The sequence below is a fragment of the Mycolicibacterium wolinskyi str. Jessa 2025 genome (genome assembly GCF_049241375.1).
Classification (GTDB): domain Bacteria; phylum Actinomycetota; class Actinomycetes; order Mycobacteriales; family Mycobacteriaceae; genus Mycobacterium; species Mycobacterium wolinskyi.
In genome coordinates, this window is sequence record NZ_CP185960.1 from 5,270,026 (window position 1) to 5,290,774 (window position 20,749).

Below are 20,749 nucleotides of genomic sequence, written 5' to 3' on the forward strand. Positions count from 1 at the left end.
CATACCTGCTGGACATGGCAGAGTCGTCGCATGACGGCGCGCTATGTGTTGGCGGCGGACAAGCCGGTATTGCTGCGGCCCGACGGCGCAGTTCAGATCGGCTGGGATCCGCGCCGCGCGGTGCTCGTGCACCCACCGGCAGGAACGACGCAAACCCAGCTCGCCGCCCTGCTGCGGGCACTGCAGGCCGGGATCAGCCGGGACGAGTTGACCACTGCGGCAGCGCAGTGCGGCTTTCCCGACAGCGCGGCGCTCGACGAGGTGATCGCCGCGCTCGCCGCAGCGGCGCTGCTCACCGTCCCTCCTCCGCCTCCGGCGCGCACGGCATCGATTCGCATCCACGGCCGAGGACCGCTGTCGGAGCTGATGGCCAGTGCGTTGCGCTGCTCGGGCGCCCGAGTCCGGCGCAGCGCCCAGCCACACGCGGCGGCCGTCCCGGATCAGACCGACCTGGTGGTGCTGGCCGACTACCTGATCACCGAACCGCGCGTGGTGCGCGAGTTGCACCGCACCGGCGTCGCACATCTCCCCGTCCGGGTTCGGGATGGCGCCGGACTCGTCGGTCCACTGGTCCTGCCCGGCGTGACCAGCTGCCTGCAATGCGCTGACCTGCACCGCAGCGACAAAGACGCGGCCTGGCCCGCGGTCGCCGCACAATTGCGCGGGGCGGTCGGCAGCGCGAACCGCGCTACTCTCCTGGCCACCGCCGCGCTCGCGCTGCGCCAGGTCGATCTCGTGATTCGCGCCGTCGGCGACGCCGCCGCGCCCGCAACCGATCCGCCGCCGACCCTGAACACCACGCTCGAACTCGACGCCGACGGCTACTCGATCGTTGCGCGCCGCTGGTCACGGCATCCGGAGTGCCCCTGTTGAAAACGAATGTTGCCAGTTGGTTGTGGGCCGTTCAGCCGAGTCGTGGATGATGGTCTGGTGTCTGACATCAAACGGGGAAGCGTCGCCCGAAATGCGAAGTTGGCTAGCCTGCCCGTCGGCATGGCCGGCCGCGCCGCGTTGGGCTTCGGCAAACGCCTGACCGGCAAGTCCAAGGATGAAGTCACCGCTGAGCTGATGGACAAGGCCGCTCAGCAATTGTTCACCGTTCTGGGCGAGCTCAAGGGCGGCGCCATGAAGGTGGGCCAGGCGCTGTCGGTGATGGAAGCCGCCATCCCCGAGCAATACGGCAAACCGTATCGCGAAGCACTCACCAAACTGCAGAAAGACGCTCCCCCGCTGCCGGCGGCCAAGGTGCATCGCGTCCTCGACGCGCAGCTGGGCACCAAGTGGCGTGACCGGTTCACCTCGTTCGACGACACTCCGGTGGCCTCGGCCAGCATCGGCCAGGTGCACAAGGGCGTCTGGTCTGACGGCCGCGAGGTCGCCGTCAAGATCCAGTACCCCGGCGCGGACGAGGCGTTGCGCGCCGACCTCAAGACCATCCAGCGGCTCGTCGGCGTGTTCAAGCAGCTCGCACCCGGTGCCGACATCCAAGGCGTGGTCGACGAGCTCATCGAACGCACCGAGATGGAGCTGGACTACCGGCTGGAAGCCGACAACCAGCGTGCATTCGCCAAGGCCTATCGCAACGACCCGCACTTCGCCGTCCCCGCCGTCATCGCGAGCGCGCCGAAAGTCGTTATCGCCGAATGGATGGACGGCATCCCGATGTCCGTGATCATCCGCGAGGGCACGCCCGAACAGCGCGATCTGATGGGCACGCGCCTCACCGAACTCACCTTCGGGGCGCCGGCGCGGCTCGACATGATGCATGGCGATGCGCATCCCGGCAACTTCATGCTGTTGCCCGACGGCCGTATGGGCGTCATCGACTTCGGCGCCGTCGCACCGTTGCCCGGCGGATTCCCGCCCTCGCTCGGCTTGACGATCCGGCTGGCCCGCGACAAGGACTACGACCAACTGATCCCGGTCATGGAAGGCGCCGGCTTCATCCAGAAGGGCCAACAGGTTTCGGTGCAGGAAGTCGACGACATGCTGCGCCAGTACGTCGAGCCCATCGAGGTCGACGTCTTCCACTACACCCGCCGGTGGATCCAGCGGATGGCCGCCGGCCAGATGGACAATTCGGTCGCCCAGATCAAGATGGCCCGCCAACTCGATCTGCCGCCCAACCTCGCGATCCCATTGCGCGTGATCGCATCGACGATCGCGATCTGCTGCCAACTCGACGCCCATGTGCCAGTGAAAGCCATTGCTACAGAACTGGTTCCGGGCTTCGCCGAGGAAGCGGCCTAGCTTTTTGGGGCGCTTGCCTGGCGTGCTTGCGTTTGGCTTGCGTGCGGTCGCTCGGCTGGCCCGCGATTGTCACGGCTGGCCCACGATTGTCACGCCAGAGTGACACCCGGCCACCTGAGCCACTCCAGCGTGACAAACGGCAGCGGGCACACCACACCAGACCCCGGCACACCCGCCACTGTCACACCAGAGTGACACCCGGCCACCCGAGCCACTCCAGCGTGACAATGGCGGGCAAACCCAGACCCCGGCACACCCGCCACTGTCACACCAGAGTGACACCCGGCCACCCGAGCCACTCCAGCGTGACAATGGCGGGCAAACCCAGACCCCGGCACACCCGCCAGTGTCACGCCAGAGTGACAGTCAGCCACCCGAGCCACTCCAGCGTGACAATGGCGGGCAAACCCAACCCCGGCATGCCCGCCAAGGGCGCGCAGGCACCCACAACCAAATGAAACCTACAGCGGCAGCGGGCGATTGGCTGAGTCGAGATGCTCGACGGTCGTGAACACCAGGTCACCTGACCCGACGTTCTCGATGTCGTGGAGCAGGAATTCGCCCTCGGCGAAGTGGAAGTGGCGGGTTTCACCGGCGCCGTAGGACACTTCGCGGGTGGTGCCGTCGGCGGTGTGTTGACGGCTGCGGCCGGCGTTGACCGCGGTCCAGAAGTAGTCGAGCACATGGCGGTGGGCGTGGAACCGCTCCCCCGGTGCCAGCCGGATCTCCCACACTCGCACGCGTTCGTTCTGGCTGAGCAGCCGTGACCCGACATGCCCGTCGTGGGCGTGGGCGTCGAACTCGGCCCGCAGCTCGGGTGTCCAGCCCTCGAAGTCGGTGGCCACCAGGGTGCCCGCGAGTGGCGCGTCGGTCAGGTATTCGTGTGTGCTGGTCAACTTTTCGTCCTTTCGTTGTTACCGGCCCGGCCCGTACAGGCCGAACCGCAGATCCGGGTCGCCGGGCGTCCAGGTGCACGAGACCTGTGACCGGGTGCCCATGTCCTTGACCCGACGCAGGAGCCGTTGCCCGAGTTCGAGTTGTCCGGGCTCCCATTTCGCGAGCGCCTCGGCGATGTCACCGGAGTCGGCGAGTGCGTCGAACAACGCCCACGCATTGGCCGCTGCCTTCGCCGTGCCGGCCGCCGCGTGGGGCCGCGCGGCACTGGCAGCATCGCCGATCAGCGCGACTCGGCCCAACGCCATCCGGTCGACGCCGGCGTCGTATACCGCCTGCAGATAGGGCTGCTCGGTGCGGTTGACGACCTCGGCCGCCGCCGGTGCCAGCAACTCTGTTGCCGCCGAGCGCATTTCGCCGACGAAGCGATCCTGAACCTGGCCCGCGTGAAGTGACACCTTGGTGGGAAATCCGCGGGTGTCGGTCATCAGTTCGTCGAGCTCGTGACCTTCGGCGACATTGCGGTACCAGACGTAGTTGAGCAACCGCTCGCCGACCGCGAGGCCACCGTCGTGGGACGGGATCGGGTAGATGACGATGTGCGTGTGGGGCGCGACGCTGTAGGTGATCGAATCACGCATCAGCTCAAAGGTTTCGCGTGACACCTCGGATTCCGGCACGGTGCCGCGCCAGCCCACGTAGCCGGAGTACACCAGATCGGTGCCGGGTGAGATTCGCCGCCGGCTCGGCGAGGTGATGCCGTCGGCGAACACGACGAGGTCACCGCGCTCGCGGCGACCGGACGCGAACCGCACCTCGACGCCGTCGGCATCTTCGTCGAACCCGGCGGCATATTCGCCGAGGTGATAGTCGGCTGTTCCGAAGTCGGCGAGCAGGGCCCGGTAGAACGTGCCCCACGACGTGTAGCGCCACGGCGCCGCCGCGCGATGGAGCACACCATTGGCGGCGTCGAGATACTGGACGTATTCGGTGGCCGTGCTGACCTGTTCGGGATGCTGTGTGCTGCACTCGGCGAACCAGCGCAACGTGTCTGGCTGCAGGACGATGCCACCGCCGCGGTGCTCGAGTGCGGTGGGGGTCCGTTCGAACACCGACACGTCAAATCCCAGGCGGCGCAACAACAATGCCGTCGTCAGGCCGCCGATCGACCCGCCGATGACCAGGGCGCGGTGCCCACTCCAGTCCTGCCGGGTCGAGCCGCGGTCGATGTGTTCAGGCATGTGTCTCTCCTTCGTCGAGGCCGAGGAATCGGCGTGCGTTGCGTGCCAGCAGGTCGTCGGTGAGCCCTGCGGCGCGCGGAAGTTCCAGCGGGCGGGCCACACCCATGTCGAACGGGTAATCGCTGCCGCACATCAGATGGTCCGGATCGGCATGTGCCCGCAGCAGTTCCAGCGTCGGCCCGTCATGGGTCAGGGTGTCGAACCACAATCCGGCGAAGCCCTCGACGGGCGGACGGCCGCCGCCGCTGCGTACGTCGGCCCGCTGCTGCCAACCGTGCTGCCAGCGGCCGAGCAGCGCCGGTGCGCAGCCACCGCCGTGCAACAGGCAGATGCGAAGGTCGGGCAGCTTGTCGAGGACGCCGCCGAGCACCAATGCCGCTGCCGCGGTTGCCGTCTCGGTCGGATTGCCGATCAGGTTCGCCAGGTAGTACGACGACCACTCCGGTCGCGGCAGCTGCATCGGGTGCACCAGCACGGCCAGTCGGCGGTCGGCCGCGATCTCGACGACCTCGCGCAGCGGCCCGGAGTCGAACGACGTCGCACCCAAGAGTGGTGGTACGGCGATGCCGCGCAACAACTCCGAACGTTTGATCGTATCCATCTGTGCGGCCGCCGCGGCGGGATCGTGCAGCGACACCAGGCCGAGCCCGAGCAGCCGGCCATCGCTGTCGCGGCACACGCGCGCCAGGTGCTCGTTGAACGACCCGACGTATTCGGCCACACCGGCCGCGTCGGCCACCGGGAACGCGAACGGCGGCGCCGACAGCACCCGCGACGCGAGCCCGGCCGCATCGGTGTCGGCGAGCACGCGGTCGGCGTCGCTCATCGCCGCGGTCTCGATGGACAACGGCAGGTCACCCAGATGCAGTTGCCCGTCACGGCCGTTCAACGGCGGAACCGGTGAGCCGGGAGGCAGTGAGAACAGCTCCTCGGGCAGCCAGTGTGCGTGCACGTCGACGCTCATGCCGCGACCTCCAGTGCCTCGAAGCGGGCGAGCACTTCGGCTTGCAGCACCGCCACCGCCGGATCGGATGCGCGTCGCGGCCGGGGCAGGTCGACCTCGATGATCTCGTGGATCCGTCCGCCGGGCGCCAGCACCACGATCCGGTCGGAGAGCTGCACGGCCTCGGTCACGTCGTGGGTCACGAACATGACCGTGCGGCGGGTCTCCAGCCAGATCCGTTCCAGGTGCTCGCGTAGCGTGCGCGAGGTCATGGCGTCGAGGTGGCTGAACGGCTCGTCCATCAGCAGCACGTCGGGCTCGACGGAGAAGGCCCTGGCGATGCCGATGCGCTGTTGCTGCCCGCCGGAAAGCTGTGCGGGATAACGCTCACCGACGTGACCGAGGCCGACCAGGTCGAGGTAGTGCTGCGCACGCTGCTCCCAGCCGTCGCGCTCCCGTTGGACGAATCCGAGGTTGCCCGTGACGGTGCGCCACGGCAGCAGTCGCGGATCCTGGAACACGTACCCGACGCGGGCATCCCGCTCGCCCGAGCGCAAACGGACCGATCCCGACGTGTGGGTCTCGATGCCGGAGACGATGTTGAGCAGCGTGGTCTTGCCGCTGCCGGACGGCCCGACGACCGATACGAAGGTCTCGCCGGAGATGGTCAGGTCGATACCGTCGAGCACGCGGGTGCGATGGCCGTGCCGGTCATGGAAATCCTTGACCAGGCTGCGAACTTCGATGGATGCCATGTGATGTCTCGCTTTCGTTGGGAAGGGATCAGGCCGAGCGCCAGCGGGTGACGTAGCGCTCGAGCGGGCCGAGGATCAGCTGATCGGCGATGACGAGCAGCAGCACGAATACGAGCACCCACGCGAAGAAACCGTCGAGTTGGTTGGCGTCGTACCAGTAGCGCGAGCGCCAGCCCACGCCGGACGTGGAGCCGAACCACTCGGCCAACAGCAGCCCGTTCCAGGCGCTCATGATCGCGAACCGCACGGCCGCCACACTGGAACCGGCGACGGCGGGCGCCACGATCTGCCGCAGCACCTGCACCCGCGGCACCCCGAATGCGCGCGCCATGAGCACCAGATCGGCAGGCACCGCACGGGTCGCCTTGGCGATGTTGACGACGACGAACGGCAAGCCGGACAGGAAAACCGTGGTAACCGGTGTGAGCCAACCGAATCCGAACCACATGGTGGTCAACAGCGCCCAGATCACCGCGGGGATCGCCAACCCGGCCATCGTGAGGTCGGAGAAGGCGAGATCGGCCAACCGCGACAACCCCATCAGTACGCCGAGCGCCGCACCGACGACGAGGGCGAGCGCCAGGCCGAGCAGAAATCTGTTGGTGCTTATGGCGAGTTGGTGCCACAGCTCACCTGCCGCCTGCTCGGCGGCCAACCGGTCGAAGGTGTCGGCCAGGGACGGAATCCGGTTGCCGACGACGACGGCGACCTGCCATCCGGCGACGAGCGTGGCCACCGCGGCCAGCACGGCGATCGCCGACGAGGTGTGGGCTTTGACCCGGCGCCGGAACTGTACCGGCAGCGCGCTGGTGGTCATGCGATTTCCTTCCGCCAGGCGAAGAACCGGTTCTCCAGATGGGCCAGTCCGCGTTCGATGAGGATCATCGCGACGATGAACAGCATGGTCCAGGCGAGCATGTCGTCGACCTGGAACTCCTGGTAGGCGCGCCGGATCATGAAGCCGACACCGTCGCGCGCGCCGAACACCTCGGTGAGCGCCTCGACCTTCCAGGCCATCGCGAATCCGTAACGCACACCGGCGAATACGAACGTCACCAGGGCAGGCAGGTAGAGGTGGCGCGCGATGTCCCACCGGTTGCGTTCGAACGCGCGGCACATGTCGAGCAGCTTGCCGTCCACCGACCGCACGCCTTCCGCGACGTTCATCGCGATGAACGGCAGCGCCACGAGCGCGGACACGACGATCGGCCCGGTCGCGCCGACGCCGAAGATCAGCAGTCCGAACACCGCATACGTCAGCCCGGGCATGTTGCCGATCACGAACAACGGCAACGAGAAATACGAGGTCATGAACGAGCTTCGGCCCATGAGGAATCCGACGACCAGGCCGCCGAACATGGCCAGTGCGAATCCGACGGCGATCTTGCCGATGCTGGAAGCGAAGTTGGTGAACGCCTCCCCCGACATCGTGATCGCGACGACGCGGCCGAACACCTCGCCCGGCGAGGGCACGATGGGGTCGTCGATCCAGGCGGCGACCGCAGCCCAGGCGCAGACCGCCGCCGCGAGGGAGATCAGCGAGATCATCCAGCGGGCCGGCCCACGCGACCCGCCGGCGACAGACGGCTTCCGGGTTCGGGCCAGTGTGACCGCCTCGGGTTCGGGTGGGGCAATGGTCGGTGATTGGGTCACTTGTCGACTCCTTCGGTCGGCAGGAAGTCCGGGTCCTTGACGTCGTCACCGATGACCCCGGTCTTGCGCATCAGGTCGAAGATCGAACTCTCGTCGGTGGCCCACTGCTCGTCGAATCGGACATCGTCGACCACCCAGTCGTGCTGGGCGACATAATCTTTCATGAACGCGACGTCGACAGGCGATTCGACGGCGAAATGCTGCGGGTAGCGTTCGATGATCTCGTCGCGGTGCGCGCGCCATTCGGCCAGCCCGCGGTTCCACAGATCGAGGAACTCCGACACCTCGCGGGGGTGGTTCTCGACCCAGTCGCGTCGCGCGACGAAAACGTTGCCCATCGGGCCGTCGTGGCCGGGCGCGTTCGTTTCGGCGAACAACTCGGCCGAGGATTTCCCGTCGTAGAGCGGGCGCACGGTCTGCTCTCTCAGTTCGCGTGCGGACAGATCCGGGTAGCAGATGCACGCGTCGATCTCGCCGCGCGCCAACAGGTTCGACAGGTTCTGGATATCGGCCACGACGAGGTCGAAATCGCCTCCCCCACTGCGCAGATCGAGATCGTGCAGTTCCTTGACAAGGGCGCTCCACACCAGCGTGCCCGACACCGTGGTGAACACCCCGAGTCGTTTGCCCTTCAGATCGGCGAGCGATTGCGCGGGATCGTCTGCGCGCACCAGGATTCGGCTGCGCTCGGAGTTGTAGCGTCCGATCACCACGGTGTCGCGCTCGGTCTGCTCCTCGAGGCCGGGCACCTCGAACGACGCTGACGAGATGATGTCGGCGTGGCCGCCGGCGAACAGGCCGAACTCATCCCATGTCGCGCTCGTCTCGATCCGCACGCCGTTCTGCTGCTCGAACTCCTCGAGCAGCCCGGTGTCGTTCATGTAGTCCCAGACCGGGTCGGGCGCGAACGTGAAGCGGATGACGCCGTCTTGCGCGGCGCGTGACGAGGCCGGGCCGCCGAGGCCGGCTGCGCAGCCGGCAGTGCCCGCCACCGTCACTGCCGCCAGTCCCCATGCGAGCACGGACCGGAGCCGTCGGCCGCGTAGTGGGTTTCGCAACGGAGAACCTCCTTGATCACCGTCTGTGACGGCTGTCACCGTCGCACCCCAACGATCCGGGAAAACGCAACCACCGACAATGTCTGGCTACACACTCTTATGCTGTCGGTTGTGTCTGCTGAAACATCGCCTGTCGGCCCGCCTCTGGAGCGCTGGCTCGACGCGCTGGCCAGCATCGGCGAGGCCGTCGGAAGCGACGAACCGGTCGCCGATCTGCTCGACCGCGTCACGCGCACGGCGTGCACATTGCTCGGATACGACTTCTGCGCGGCCTTCCTGCCGGATGCCAGCGGCCGCGCTCTCACGATCGTCGGCTCGCACGGGCTATCGGCCGAATACATCGCCCAGGTGAACGCCGATCGGCCCATCCTGCTCGATGTCCGCGGCGATGACGAGGCACCGACGAGCATCGCTTACCGGACCGGCGACGTCGTCGCGATCGAGGACATCGAGGCATATCCCGGCTTCGCGTGGGGCGGTGTCGCACACGAACAGGGCTACCGCGCACTGATCTCGGTTCCGCTGCGGCGCGCCGGCCATGCCGTCGGAGCACTCAACGGCTACCACGCGTTGCCGCATCGATTCGATGCGGCCGAGATCAGTCTCGTGACGACACTGGCGACCCAGGTTGCGATCGCGCTGGGCACCGCACAGCTGCGCGCCAGCGAGCAGAACACGATCCGCGAGCTGCGCCGCGCCCAGGAGGTGCACGAGTTGCTGACGGCGACCGCGCTGCGGGGCGAGGGCCTGACGGGCGTCGCGCAGGCCCTCGCCGAGTTGCTCGGACGGGCCGTGCTCATCACAGACGTCTACCGGGAAACCCTCGCCGCAGCAGGCTGGGCGGGGCCGAGTCCCAGCACTCCCGCGTCCGACGACCTCGTACGCGGCCAGGTCGTCGGCGTCGACGACACCACGGTGGCCGGTGTCGTCCTCGACGGCGCCGTCGTGGCCCACATTCACGTCGACGCACAGCGCCACGTCCTCAGCGGGCTCGATGTGCGGGCGATCGAGCACACCGCGGTGGTCGCGGCGCTCGAACTGTTGCGCGCACGCACGGCAGCCGAAGTGGAGCAACGACTTCGGGGATCGCTCGTGGCCGATCTGCTCAGTTCGGACGGCACCGACATCGACGGGTTGCTCGACCGGGCCCGCCGGCTCGGCTGGGACCTCTCCGGCGAGCACCTGCTACTGGGACTGCGGTGCGTCGATGCGCGGGCGTCCGCGGGCAGGCCGGCCACCGAACGCATGCTCGCCGCCGCGGACCGGCTCATCGCCCAGGTGACGCCACGGCCGCTCGCGGCGATCTATCGCGGGGATCTGATTCTCGTCTGGCCGCGTGATGCACACTCGACCGGACTCCACACCGACGATGCCGCGGCCCGGCTCGTCGAAACCCTCACCGCCACAGGAAGTATCGAACGCGCGATCGCCGCCGTCGCGCCCGCGGCCGAACCTGGCGAGCTTCCCGGCGTCTACCGCACGTTGCGCGGGGTGCTCGGGCTCGCCGCAGACGACGGCGGGTCCCGTGTCATCGACCTGCAGGACGTCGCGATCGAACATCTGCTGCTGCAACTGGACGATCCGCGGCGGCTGCGCGAATTCGCCTCTGCGGTACTGGGTTCGGCCCTGGACTACGACCGTGACCGGTCGACGGAGCTGCTGCGAACCGCGCGCATCCTGCTCGATCACAATCTCGACCGCCGGGCCGCCGCGGCTGTTCTTCACCTGCATCCCAACACGGTTCAGCAGCGAATCCATCGGCTCGAAGAACTGACCGGACTGCGAATTTCGCGTCCCCGCGACCTGTTACGGCTCACCGCCGCACTGACCGTCGCCCGTATCGCCGGTATCGGGTGAACGCGCGAAACGGCGCCGGGTGCGTATCCGCACCCGGCGCCGTTCCCGGTGTCAGGCCGCCGCGACCTTACGCGGACGTCCACGCGGCCGCTTGCGCGCCACGATGGTGCCGCGGTCGAGGATCTCGCCGCCCCAAACACCCCACGGCTCCTGCCGTTCCAGCGCGGCAGACAGGCATTCGCGCCGGATCGGGCAATCCGTGCACAGCGCCTTCGCGCGCTCGAGTTCGACGGGGCTTTCGGCGAACCACAGATCCGGATCACCGATGTGGCACGGCACCGCCGGCAGCCGCTCTTCGCATGTCACCGGCGCGACGCTCATCCCCGGAGCGCTCATCGCAATGGACATGTGCTTGTCCCCCTACTTCCTGGTCGTTGTTTGTCGGAGAAGTTGTTGGATCTGCGACCAGGTTTCTCGGGGTTACCGACAAATATGGCCACGGATCCGGGTTGACTGCGGGTCCGTGGCCATTTCGGCGGGTGATGGAGCTCTACCTAAAGAGGGCTCCAATCCACGGACGCGCGGTTCGCGGCGGCGGGGCGGCGCTTGCGCTGCGGTGCAACGGCAGCAGCGGCCGGCCATCCAGCGCCAGCGGCATGTGCGGTGGGGTGCTCGGCGAGCCTCTGCGGCACGAAGTAAGCCGCTTTGGCGACGGTTTCAACCGCACGGAAGGACGCCGGCATGCCTGCAACCGCTACACCGCTGAACGTGATGTTGATATCCATGATTGCGGGCACCCTCCTTCCGTCTCGTCGCCTGAGTGTGATCTTGAGGCTAAAGCCTAACAGCCGGATCGCACAACCTATTTTCTACCTGCGGTTTTGGCACGATTTTTACGATTCCTGGCGGGCTTTGACCAACTCCAGTACGTCCTGGCCGTACTGCTCGAGTTTTCGGGCGCCGATACCGGGGATGGCGACGAGTGCCGCGTCGTCGGTCGGCAGCGTTTCGGCGATGGCGATCAGCGTGTTGTCGGTGAACACCACGAACGCGGGCACCTTCATCTCCTTGGAGACGCGCAGGCGCCAGTCCTTGAGTTCGGCGAGCAGCTGCTCATCGAGATTGGCCGGGCAGGTTTCGCACCGCCGCAGCATGATCGCCGACGGCGTGGTCAGCGTCGCGTTGCACACCCGGCAGCGCGGAGCGGGGCCGCGCTGACGACGGGGCCGGTCGGGCCCGGCGGACTTCGACCCCTGGGTCTGCGGTGCGATGCCGTTGAGGAACCGCGACGGGCGTCGCCCCTGCCGCCCGCCAGGGGTGCGCGCCAAGGCCCAGCTCAGCGCCAGATGGACGCGCGCCCGGGTGACGCCGACGTAGAGCAGCCTGCGCTCCTCCTCGACCGGCTCGCTGTCGGGGCCGTGTGCGAGTGCGTGCGAGATCGGCAGCGTGCCGTCGGCCAGGCCGACGAGGAACACCGCGTCCCACTCCAGCCCCTTCGCCGCGTGCAGCGAGGCCAGCGTCACGCCCTGCACGACGGGTGGATGCCGGGCGTCGGCGCGTTGGCGTAGTTCGGCGACGAGCGCGCGCAGGTCGAGGTCGGGCCGCACCGCGACCTCTTCGTCGACCAACTCGGCCAGCGCGGTCAGGGCTTCCCAGCGTTCGCGGGCGCGGGTGCCCGACGGTGGTTCGGCCGTCAGCCCCAACGGCTCCAGGAGCTCGCGTACGAGAGCGGGCAGCTCTGCCGGACCGGCCTCCCGATCGGCGTTGCGCTGCAGCGCGACGAGCGCCTGGCGGATCTCCTGACGGCTGAAGAACCCTTCCCCGCCACGCACCTGGAACGCGATGCCTGCCTCGGTCAGCGCCTCCTCATACACCTCGGACTGCGCGTTGATCCGGTACAGGACCGCGATCTCGGCGGGGGCCGTACCGGATTCGATGAGCTTCTTGATCGCCTTGGCCACCGCGTTGGCTTCGGCCACCTCGTCGGAGTACTCGGAGAACGTCGGCACCGGGCCCGGATCACGCTGCCCCACCAGATGCAGCTTGCTTCCGGCCATCCGGCCACGCGCCGCGGCGATCACCCGGTTGGCCAGCGACACCACCTGAGGGGTGGAGCGGTAGTCACGTTCCAGCCGCACGACGGCGGCGTCGGGGAACCGCCGGGAGAAGTCGAGCAGGTAGCGCGGGGTGGCCCCGGTGAACGAGTAGATGGTCTGGTTGGCGTCGCCGACGACGGTGAGATCGTCCCGGTCCCCCAACCAGGCGTCGAGCACCCGCTGCTGCAGCGGGGTGACGTCCTGATACTCGTCGACGACGAAGCAGCGATAGCGGTCGCGGAACTCCTGCGCGACCGCGGGGTCGTTCTCGATGGCCGCCGCGGTGTGCAGCAGCAGGTCATCGAAATCCAGCAGGGCCGATCCGTCGCGGCGGGCCTTGAGTGCCTCGTACCCGGCGTAGACCGCCGCGACCCTCGCGGCGTCGAACGGAATGTCGCGGCCGGCCTTCGCGACGGCCGCGCCGTATGCCTCCGGCGTGATCAAAGACGCTTTGGCCCATTCGATTTCGCCCGCGAGGTCGCGCACGTCATCGGTGCTCGGCTGCATCCCGGACCGGCTGGCCGCCTGCGCGACGACGGAGAACTTGCTGTCGAGCAACTCCCAGCCGGTATCGCCGACGAGTCGCGGCCAGAAGTACTGCAGCTGGCGCCGCGCGGCGGCGTGAAACGTCACCGCCTGCACGGCCCCGGTGCCGACCCCGGATTCCTGGCCGAGCAGACGCAGCCGGCCCCGCATCTCACCGGCCGCGCGCGCGGTGAAGGTCACCGCCAGCACCTGGCTGGCGGCGACATGCCCGGCCGCAACCAGATGGGCGATCCGGCGGGTGATCGTGCGGGTCTTGCCGGTGCCCGCCCCGGCCAGCACGCACACCGGGCCACGGGCAGCCAGCACCGCCTCCCGCTGCTCATCGTCCAGATCGCTCAGGGTTGAGGGAGGAGCCTCCAACGGCATGGCTCCCATCATGGCAGGGGCGGCCGACATCGGGGCCCGCCGTGCCGTTCTAGAGCCGCGCCAACCATTCCTCGAACGTGGTCGGGGCGATGCGCGCGCCGTCCCCGGGCAGCAACGCGTTGCCGGACATGTCCAGGCCGAACACCGCCGACCACGTCGGCACGAGCGTGACGTCACGCCCGCGCGCCGCCAACGTGCGGCGCGCCATGTCGACGAGATCCTGCGTCTGCGGACCGGCGACGTCGGCGTACCGGCCCTGCGGCGTGCCGGTGGCGACCTCGGCCAGAACGGCGGCGACGTCATCGGGGTCGATCGGCTGGACGAGAAGAGGGGCGATCGGGGCGGTGACGCCATCGGGGCCGTCCTGTGCGGTCCAGCCCACCACCATCTCGGCGAAATCGTGGAACTGCGTCGCGGGCACGATCGTCCACGGCACCGGGCCGGCCTCGATGAGCCGCTCCTGCTCGCGCTTACCCGCGTAGTGGGGATTGCCCTCGATCGCGTGAATACCGACGATCGACAACAGGACGTGGTGCCCGACGCCCGCGCGCTCCTCGGCGGCGAGCAGGTTCGCGGTGGCCGTGCCGAGGTAGTCCACGGTCCTGTCCCGGTCGGTGGGCGGGGCGCTGATGGCGTCGACGACGGCTTGCACACCGGCCAGCGCGGCGTCGAGGCCGTCCCCCGTTGTCAGGTCGACGCCGCGGGCACGGCTGATGGGCACGACATCGTGGCCCGACGCTTCCAGGGCCCTCACCACCCGGGCGCCGATGTTTCCGGTGGCTCCCGCAACTGCGATTCGCATGATCACTCCTTCGGTCGATATCTCGGACAATATAGGTCCTTAATAGCTGTAATAGAATACGGGCTGTGAAACTTCCCGTAGCCACGGAGTGGGCGCTGCATTGCGCGACATCGCTGGCGCAGCTGGAGCCGGGCGCGACCGCGTCGGCGGCCGATCTCGCCGAGTACTTCGATCTTCCGGCGGCCTATCTGGCCAAGCAGTTGCAGGCGCTGACCCGCGCGGGCGTGCTCGCCGCGACGACGGGTCCGCGCGGCGGATTTCGGCTCGGCCGGGCGGCCTCCGACATCACGCTGCTACAAATCGTCGAGGCGGTCGACGGTGCGTCAGCGCCATACGAATGCCGCGAGATCCGCAAACAGGGGCGCGGCGCACTGCCTGCCAGCTGGTGCCGGCACACGTGCATTCTCGCGGTGAAAATGGCCGACGCTCACCAGGCGTGGCGCGCGAGCCTCGACGGCGTCACCCTTGCCGACATCCTCGCCGACCTGCCCGCCACCGCGCCCGCCCGCACGCGCTCACTGCTCACCCGGGACCGTCAGTAGATGTCGAGACCGCCGCGCGCGACCAATTGCTTGGCGATGACGTTGCGCTGAATCTCGTTGGTGCCCTCGCCGACGATCATCAGGGGCGCGTCCCGGAAGTACCGCTCCACGTCGTATTCGGTCGAGTAGCCGTAGCCGCCGTGCACCCGCACGGCGTCGAGCGCGATCTGCATCGCCGTCTCGGACGCGAACAGCTTGGCCATGCCTGCCTCCATGTCGCAGCGCTCGCCTGCGTCGAACTTCTCGGCGGCGCTCAACAGCAGCGACCGGGCGGCATAGAGCTTGGTTCCCATGTCCGCCAACAGGTTTCCCACCGACTGGTGCTGCCAGATGGGCTTGCCGAAGCTTTCCCGGTCCTGCGCGTAGCGCAGCGCGTCCTCGAATGCCGCCCGCGCCACCCCGGTGGCCCGGGCAGCCACCTGCAACCGGCCCACTTCGAGTCCCTTCATCATCTGCGCGAACCCCCGGCCCTCTTCGGTGCCCAACAACGCATCCGCAGGCACGTGGCAGTCGGTGAAGTTCAGCTCGCAGCTCTCGACGCCTTTGTAGCCGAGCTTCGGCAGGTCCTTCGAGATCTCGAAACCCGGCACCTTCTCGACCAGGAGAATCGACACGCCCTTGTGGGGAGGATGCGCGTCGGGATCCGTTTTGCACAGCAGCGCAACGAGATCCGAGCGACGGGCATTCGAGATCCAGGTCTTGCTGCCGTTGATGACATAGCCGTCCCCGGCTTCGCTGCCCCGGCGGGCCACGGTCCGCATCGCCTGCAGGTCCGATCCGCCGCCGGGTTCGGTGAGCGCCATCGTGGCGCGCAGTTCACCGGTCGCCATCCGCGGCAGGTACTTCTGCTTCTGGTCCTCGGTGCCGAACAGCAGCAACAACTTCGACACCACGGTATGGCCACCCATCGCGCCGGCCAAACTCATCCAGCCGCGCGCCAACTCCTCGGCGACCTGCACGTAGCACGGCATCGACACCGCGCCAAAACCGTAGGGCTCCGGGATCGCGAGCCCGAAGATGCCGATCTCCTTCATGGTCTCGATCAGCTCTTCGGGATAGGTGTTGGCGTGCTCAAGTTCCCGAACGACCGGCTTGACCTGCTTCTCCACGAAATCGTGGACCGTCTTGACGATGGTCTCTTCTTCGGCCGTCAGCTTCGTCGAACTCATCAGGCGCCTCCTCGCTGTGACCACCGACGATATTCGGTCGCCGGTGGTCGACATCGCGGGGCGTCGGTCAGTCGGTCGCCCGTTCTTCCTGACGCTTCTGCTTCTCGGCGTCGGCCAAGTCGTCCATGTCGTCGGCACGCGCCCGCTTGGCCGCTGCGTCGGCGTGCTTGTCCTGCGCATCGTTGGCCTTGGCTCGCGCGACCATGGTCTCGGCCTGCTCGGCTGCGCGAATCACCGCCTCCTCCTGCTGTTTGGCGGTCTCGGCGGCTTGGGTGCGCTTGGCAGCGACTTCGTCGGCCCGCTTCTTGGCGGCGGCAGTGCGCTTCTGGGCGGCTTCGGTCGCGGCGGTCTTCTTCTGGAGCGCGGTGGAACGTGCCTCTTTGACCGCCTGCTCCTTGTCCTTGCGGGCCTGTTCCTGTTCGTCTTTCGCGCGCGTGCGGGCGCTCTTGATATCGGCATCCGCCTGTTCGACGTTCGCGGTCGCCTCGGCATCGAGTTGCGCTGCCTGGCGAAGCGCATCACTGCGCTCGATCAGTGCCGCGCCCCGCTTCTCCAGCTCCGGCGCTCCCAGCGCGCCGCCGACCGTGACATCGAGCATGCCGAGTGAGCGCTCGTAGAAAAGTCGGGCGGGCGCTTCGGAGTCCATGCGAGTGACCACCTGATCCTCGATGAACTGGAGCGGCAGCCGGGCGAGTTGGTACTGGAATCGCAGCACCGCGATAGGAACTTCGGTGATTCTCACTTGTCACTCCTGATTGTCGGGTTCCCGCCAGGCCTCAGGGCAGGTCGGCTTCGTCGGTCAATTTCTCGGCTGCCCGCCGCTTGCGGTCGGCTTCCGCTCGGGCGCTTGCCGATTCCTTGACGGCGTCCTGATGGTCTTCGACCGCCTCGACGACTTCTTCGCGGGCCGCTGCGACGTCCAACCGCTCCTCGGCCTTGGCCTGCTCCACGTCACGCTGCGCCTCGACATCGGCCCGCGACTTCTCGCGTTCGGCATCGCGATGCGCGGCACGCTCGGCGGCCTGCTTCTGCGCGACCTTCTCGGCCTGCGCGGCGTTCTCGGCGGCCGCAGCCTCGGTTTTGGCCGCAATCCGCTCACGGGCGGCGTCTGTCCTGGCTTGCTCGGCCTCGGCCTGCGCCTGCTTGGCCTCGGCGTCCGCGACCGCCTCGATCCGGCTGGCTTCCCTGCGTTCCTTGGCTTCGGCCTTTTCCAGCTGGCCTTCCGCGGTCAGTGAGTCGTTTCCGGTCACGGCACCGACGACCTCTTTCGCGGTTCCCTTGACCGAGTCGATGAAACCTTTGCGTGCCTGGTCAGCCTTGCTGTCCTCAGTCATGTGTGCGTCCCCTTCGGTAACTGACCCCCTGGGTTCCACGCATGCCGAATGCCTAACCCCAATGTGGCGTGCGCCACTCAATCGGGAATCCGGTCCCGGTAGGACCCGGTCAGCGGCCGGTGAACACCGGCTTGCGCTTCTCCCGGAACGCGGCAACCGCTTCGGCGGAATCCGCGGTGGACTGCACGACTGCCTGCTCGGCAGCCACCATCGACAGCGAGGTGAGGAAGTCGACGCGCTCGCCGTTGCGCACCAAGCGTTTGATGGCGCGGATCGCCACCGGTGGACCGGCGGCCAGTCGGCGGCACAGGTCATCGACCGCGGCCGGGAAGTCGGCCGGGCTGTGTAGCGACAACACCAGGCCGAGCGACAGGGCTTCATCGGCCTCGACAAAACGTCCGGTCCACAGCAACTCCAGCGCGCGGGCTTGCCCGACGATGCGCGGCAGCAGATGCGCGCCGCCGTCGCCGGGAATCAGGCCGACCCGCACGTAGCCTTCCGAAAACCGGGCCCGGGTCGAGGCCAATCGCAGATCGCAGGCCAGCGCCATGTCCATGCCTGCGCCGACCGCGACGCCGTCCACCGCGGCGATCAGGGGCTTGTCGAGATCGAGGGCAGCCGCCGCCACCCGGTGCACCCGGTCCTGCAGCACCTGCTGACGGCCGAGAGTCGTGGTGATCTCAGCGAAGTCGTCGAGATCCACGCCCGAACAGAACGCACCGCCGGCGCCGGTGACCAGCACGACGCGCACATCCGGATCGGTGCGCGCCGAGCGCAACGCCTCGGCCCACCGGTCGAGCATGTCGAGGGTGAAGGCGTTCTTGCGGTGCGGACGGTTCAGCAGGATCGTGCCGACCCCGTCGGCGACGGTGTACTCCAGATCAGACATCGTGTGACTTTCTAGACTTTGGCCGAGGACCGGGCCTCGGAGGCAGTGGATTTCGAGGGCTCGGCGATCAGTTCGACGTCACGGGTCTCGCGCATCACCAGGTAGGTCACGAGCGAGATGGCCGCGCAGACCGAGACGTAGACGAAGAACCAGGGTTCGTGGCCGGCGTCGCGCAGTGCGAGGGCGACGTAGGACGCCGTCCCGCCGAACACCGCCTGGGCGATGTTGTACGGGATCGCGACGCCGACGGTGCGGACCTCGGTCGGGAACAGCTCCGCTTTGACCACCGCGTTGACCGACGAATACCCGGCGACGAACAGCAGACCCAGCAGCGTGTAGGCCAGACACCACAACCAGGTCGGCTGGTTCTGCATGCCCTGCAGGATCGGGTAGGTGAACAGCGTGGTGCCCAGGCCGAAGAAGATGAGCACCGGCCTGCGGCCGACCTTGTCGGAGATGTAGCCGCCGAGCGGCAGCAGGAACAGGAACACCACAAGCGCGATGAAGTTGACGCGCGCCGCGTCCTCCTTCGACAGTCCGACGCTGTTGACGAGATAGCTCGACAGGTAGGTGGTGTAGGTGTAATAGGCGACCGAACCGCCGAGCGTGAGCGTCAGCACCAGGAACGCAGCCTTGCGGTGTTTCCACACCTCGGCCAGGGTGCCGCGGCGGTTGTGCGAATCCTGTTGCTCCACAGTCGAGTACGCGTCGGTCTCGTGCATGCCGCGGCGCAGGTAGAACACGGCGACGGCGGCGACCGCGCCGATGACGAACGGGACGCGCCAACCCCAGTCGTTGAGCTGTTCGTCGGTGAGGACGAACTGCAAGATCACCAGCAGCAGCACACCGGCGATCTGACCGAGCGTGACCGAGATGTACTGGAAACTGGCGCCCAGGCCCCGCCAGCCCTTCTTCGACACCTCGGTGAGGTAGGCCGCCGATGTCGCATACTCGCCGCCGACCGAAAGGCCCTGCAGGATACGGGCGATGAGCAGCATTGCCGCGCCCACATACCCGGCAGTGGCATGGCTCGGCGCGACCGCGATGAGAAGCGCGCTGAACGACATCATCGTGACGGTGATGGTCAGGCCGGCCTTGCGGCCGCTGCGGTCGCTCAACCGTCCCAGCAGCCAGCCGCCGAGTGGGCGAGCCAGGAAGCCCACCGCGAAAATCGCTGCGGTGTTGAGCAATTGCGCCGTGGTGTCGCCCTTGGGAAAGAACTGTCCGGCGAAGTAGATCGCGAACGTGGTGTAGACGAACCAGTCGTACCACTCGATCATGTTGCCGATCGACCCTGCGATCACCATCCGCAGGTAGTAGCCGCGTGAGTGCTGCGGCTCGGTGTGAGTCGTCATGCTGATGTCCTTACTGGCGGGCTGCGGTCGCGGTCGTCAGGGCCCACAGCCCCTCGGCGCCGGCGGCAGTGGCGAAATCGGTCAGCTTGTCGTCCCAGTGCTGTACGGAGCCGTACTCCGAACGCCAGGACAGTGCGGGTTTGGTGAACTCGTGCAGGCGGTGTTCGCGGGTGGTGCCGATGGCGCCGTGCACCTGATGCGCGTTGCGCACGACCACCGATGCGGCGTGCCCCGCACACGAACGGGCAACGGCGACAAGGAACTCCAGGTTCGGCGAACCCCAGTCGCTGCGCAGCGCCTCAGCCAGGGCGCCATCGGTCGCCGCACGCGCCAGAGCCGCTTCGGCGGCGATGTCGGCGACGAGGTTCTGCACGGCCTGAAACTTCGCAAGCGGCCTGCCGAACTGCGTGCGCTCGATCGCGTGGGCGACCGACGACTCCAAGATCCGGTCGAGCACCGCACACACCTGGATCGCACGGACCAACGCCGCGCGCAGATGCCACTGCCGGATCACGTTGTCAGGCATGGGCGTACCGGTGAGGCCCGCGGTGTCGACACGGACCTCATCTCGCGGTTCACCCGCACCGTTTTCGCCGCTGTTGACCGACACCGAATCGGCTGCCACATCTTCGACGCGATAGGACGCTCCGTCGTGCCAGACGATGACGAGCCGCTCGGCAGTCGATGCCCACGGCACGCCGCGGGCGCTGCCGTCGTCGAGCACGCACGCCGTCCGCCGCGAATCATCCACCGGCAGACCAGCCGTCTCCAACAGCCAGCAGGCCAGCAGATCGTGTTCGGCCAACGGGGCACTCACGCCGTGCCACGCCGCGGCACGCAACAACTCGGCAGCTTCGGGCCAGCCGGCCCCGCTCCCGCCGGACTCCTCCGATCCGGTCAGCCGCACGAGGCCGAGTTCGCTCAACTGGCCCCACAATTCGTCCAGGCCGTGCCCGGGTTCGTACCGCTCGCGATGGGCGGCGAACACCGCAGACATCATGTTGACCAGTTCGGCGTCAACGCTCTTCATCAGCGCCCTCTCTTCTTCGCGCAAGCGCT

21 protein-coding genes are annotated in these 20,749 nt (G+C 67.8%); 4 read left to right on the forward strand and 17 right to left on the reverse strand.

Annotated features, from left to right (window positions below; translation table 11 throughout):
- Positions 1 to 30: 30 nt before the first annotated feature.
- Positions 31 to 873 (forward strand): cyclodehydratase, encoded by an 843-nt coding sequence (locus ACOI2T_RS26030; protein WP_409505959.1) that lies wholly within the window; start codon positions 31 to 33, stop codon positions 871 to 873.
- Positions 874 to 915: 42 nt separating this feature from the next.
- Positions 916 to 2,250, forward strand: coding sequence for a macrolide-binding ATPase MABP-1 (locus tag ACOI2T_RS26035; RefSeq protein WP_067856401.1), 1,335 nt, complete (start codon positions 916 to 918; stop codon positions 2,248 to 2,250).
- Between the two features lie 461 nt (positions 2,251 to 2,711).
- On the opposite strand, the gene ACOI2T_RS26040 is transcribed toward ACOI2T_RS26035, so the two are convergent.
- The 7 genes from ACOI2T_RS26040 to ACOI2T_RS26070 are packed head-to-tail and all read right to left on the reverse strand — an operon-like array spanning position 2,712 to position 8,758.
- A complete protein-coding gene (locus ACOI2T_RS26040) occupies positions 2,712 to 3,146 on the reverse strand; it encodes a cupin domain-containing protein (RefSeq protein ID WP_409505958.1) in 435 nt (144 codons plus the stop codon).
- Between the two features lie 18 nt (positions 3,147 to 3,164).
- Positions 3,165 to 4,385 (reverse strand): FAD binding domain-containing protein, encoded by a 1,221-nt coding sequence (locus tag ACOI2T_RS26045; protein ID WP_085144904.1) that lies wholly within the window; start codon positions 4,383 to 4,385, stop codon positions 3,165 to 3,167.
- Positions 4,378 to 5,349, reverse strand: a complete 972-nt coding sequence (locus ACOI2T_RS26050) for an amidohydrolase family protein (RefSeq protein ID WP_409505957.1) — start codon at positions 5,347 to 5,349, stop codon at positions 4,378 to 4,380. Before ACOI2T_RS26050 ends, ACOI2T_RS26045 begins: the two co-directional genes overlap by 8 nt.
- Complete coding sequence (locus ACOI2T_RS26055; RefSeq protein WP_409505956.1) at positions 5,346 to 6,083, reverse strand: ABC transporter ATP-binding protein; 738 nt, start codon at positions 6,081 to 6,083, stop codon at positions 5,346 to 5,348. The genes ACOI2T_RS26050 and ACOI2T_RS26055 overlap by 4 nt, the downstream gene beginning before the upstream one ends.
- A 28-nt stretch (positions 6,084 to 6,111) precedes the next feature.
- Entirely contained in the window at positions 6,112 to 6,900 is a 789-nt protein-coding gene (locus ACOI2T_RS26060) for an ABC transporter permease (RefSeq protein ID WP_409505955.1), read from the reverse strand.
- Positions 6,897 to 7,736 carry an ABC transporter permease gene (locus tag ACOI2T_RS26065; RefSeq protein WP_409505954.1) on the reverse strand — a complete coding sequence of 280 codons (840 nt, stop codon included), beginning with the start codon at positions 7,734 to 7,736 and terminating at the stop codon, positions 6,897 to 6,899. The genes ACOI2T_RS26060 and ACOI2T_RS26065 overlap by 4 nt, the downstream gene beginning before the upstream one ends.
- Positions 7,733 to 8,758 (reverse strand): ABC transporter substrate-binding protein, encoded by a 1,026-nt coding sequence (locus tag ACOI2T_RS26070; protein ID WP_421874752.1) that lies wholly within the window; start codon positions 8,756 to 8,758, stop codon positions 7,733 to 7,735. The genes ACOI2T_RS26065 and ACOI2T_RS26070 overlap by 4 nt, the downstream gene beginning before the upstream one ends.
- Positions 8,759 to 8,905: 147 nt before the next feature.
- Between ACOI2T_RS26070 and ACOI2T_RS26075 the strand changes: the two genes are divergently transcribed.
- Positions 8,906 to 10,651, forward strand: a complete 1,746-nt coding sequence (locus ACOI2T_RS26075; RefSeq protein ID WP_409505952.1) for a helix-turn-helix domain-containing protein — start codon at positions 8,906 to 8,908, stop codon at positions 10,649 to 10,651.
- 51 nt (positions 10,652 to 10,702) lie between these two features.
- Here ACOI2T_RS26075 and ACOI2T_RS26080 read toward each other — a convergent pair whose 3' ends face one another.
- From ACOI2T_RS26080 to ACOI2T_RS26095, 4 genes are all read right to left on the reverse strand, one after another.
- On the reverse strand, positions 10,703 to 10,999 hold the full coding sequence (locus ACOI2T_RS26080) for a WhiB family transcriptional regulator (protein WP_110775093.1): 297 nt from the start codon (positions 10,997 to 10,999) through the stop codon (positions 10,703 to 10,705).
- A gap of 146 nt (positions 11,000 to 11,145) precedes the next feature.
- A complete protein-coding gene (locus ACOI2T_RS26085) occupies positions 11,146 to 11,376 on the reverse strand; it encodes a hypothetical protein (RefSeq protein ID WP_131807581.1) in 231 nt (76 codons plus the stop codon).
- Positions 11,377 to 11,484: 108 nt separating this feature from the next.
- Entirely contained in the window at positions 11,485 to 13,611 is a 2,127-nt protein-coding gene (locus ACOI2T_RS26090) for an ATP-dependent DNA helicase UvrD2 (RefSeq protein ID WP_409506027.1), read from the reverse strand.
- Positions 13,612 to 13,648: 37 nt separating this feature from the next.
- Positions 13,649 to 14,401 carry an SDR family oxidoreductase gene (locus ACOI2T_RS26095; RefSeq protein ID WP_409505951.1) on the reverse strand — a complete coding sequence of 251 codons (753 nt, stop codon included), beginning with the start codon at positions 14,399 to 14,401 and terminating at the stop codon, positions 13,649 to 13,651.
- A 65-nt stretch (positions 14,402 to 14,466) separates the two neighbouring features.
- Between ACOI2T_RS26095 and ACOI2T_RS26100 the strand changes: the two genes are divergently transcribed.
- The gene (locus ACOI2T_RS26100; protein ID WP_409505950.1) at positions 14,467 to 14,943 is read left to right on the forward strand and encodes an RrF2 family transcriptional regulator; all 477 of its coding nucleotides are present in this window, start codon (positions 14,467 to 14,469) and stop codon (positions 14,941 to 14,943) included.
- On the opposite strand, the gene ACOI2T_RS26105 is transcribed toward ACOI2T_RS26100, so the two are convergent.
- The 6 genes from ACOI2T_RS26105 to ACOI2T_RS26130 all read right to left on the reverse strand — a co-directional run bounded on the left by ACOI2T_RS26105 (position 14,937) and on the right by ACOI2T_RS26130 (position 20,720).
- Positions 14,937 to 16,112: an acyl-CoA dehydrogenase family protein gene (locus tag ACOI2T_RS26105; RefSeq protein ID WP_409505949.1), complete on the reverse strand. Its 1,176-nt coding sequence runs from the start codon at positions 16,110 to 16,112 to the stop codon at positions 14,937 to 14,939. The two genes, ACOI2T_RS26100 and ACOI2T_RS26105, sit on opposite strands and share 7 nt — an antisense overlap.
- 67 nt (positions 16,113 to 16,179) lie before the next feature.
- Complete coding sequence (locus tag ACOI2T_RS26110) at positions 16,180 to 16,854, reverse strand: IF2 family translation initiation factor (RefSeq protein ID WP_409505948.1); 675 nt, start codon at positions 16,852 to 16,854, stop codon at positions 16,180 to 16,182.
- Positions 16,855 to 16,888: 34 nt separating this feature from the next.
- Positions 16,889 to 17,446 (reverse strand): flotillin family protein, encoded by a 558-nt coding sequence (locus tag ACOI2T_RS26115; protein ID WP_409505947.1) that lies wholly within the window; start codon positions 17,444 to 17,446, stop codon positions 16,889 to 16,891.
- Between the two features lie 109 nt (positions 17,447 to 17,555).
- Entirely contained in the window at positions 17,556 to 18,335 is a 780-nt protein-coding gene (locus ACOI2T_RS26120) for an enoyl-CoA hydratase/isomerase family protein (protein WP_409505946.1), read from the reverse strand.
- An 11-nt stretch (positions 18,336 to 18,346) separates the two neighbouring features.
- Positions 18,347 to 19,690: an MFS transporter gene (locus tag ACOI2T_RS26125; protein WP_409505945.1), complete on the reverse strand. Its 1,344-nt coding sequence runs from the start codon at positions 19,688 to 19,690 to the stop codon at positions 18,347 to 18,349.
- Positions 19,691 to 19,700: 10 nt separating this feature from the next.
- Entirely contained in the window at positions 19,701 to 20,720 is a 1,020-nt protein-coding gene (locus ACOI2T_RS26130; RefSeq protein ID WP_421874756.1) for an acyl-CoA dehydrogenase family protein, read from the reverse strand.
- Between the last annotated feature and the right edge of the window lie 29 nt (positions 20,721 to 20,749).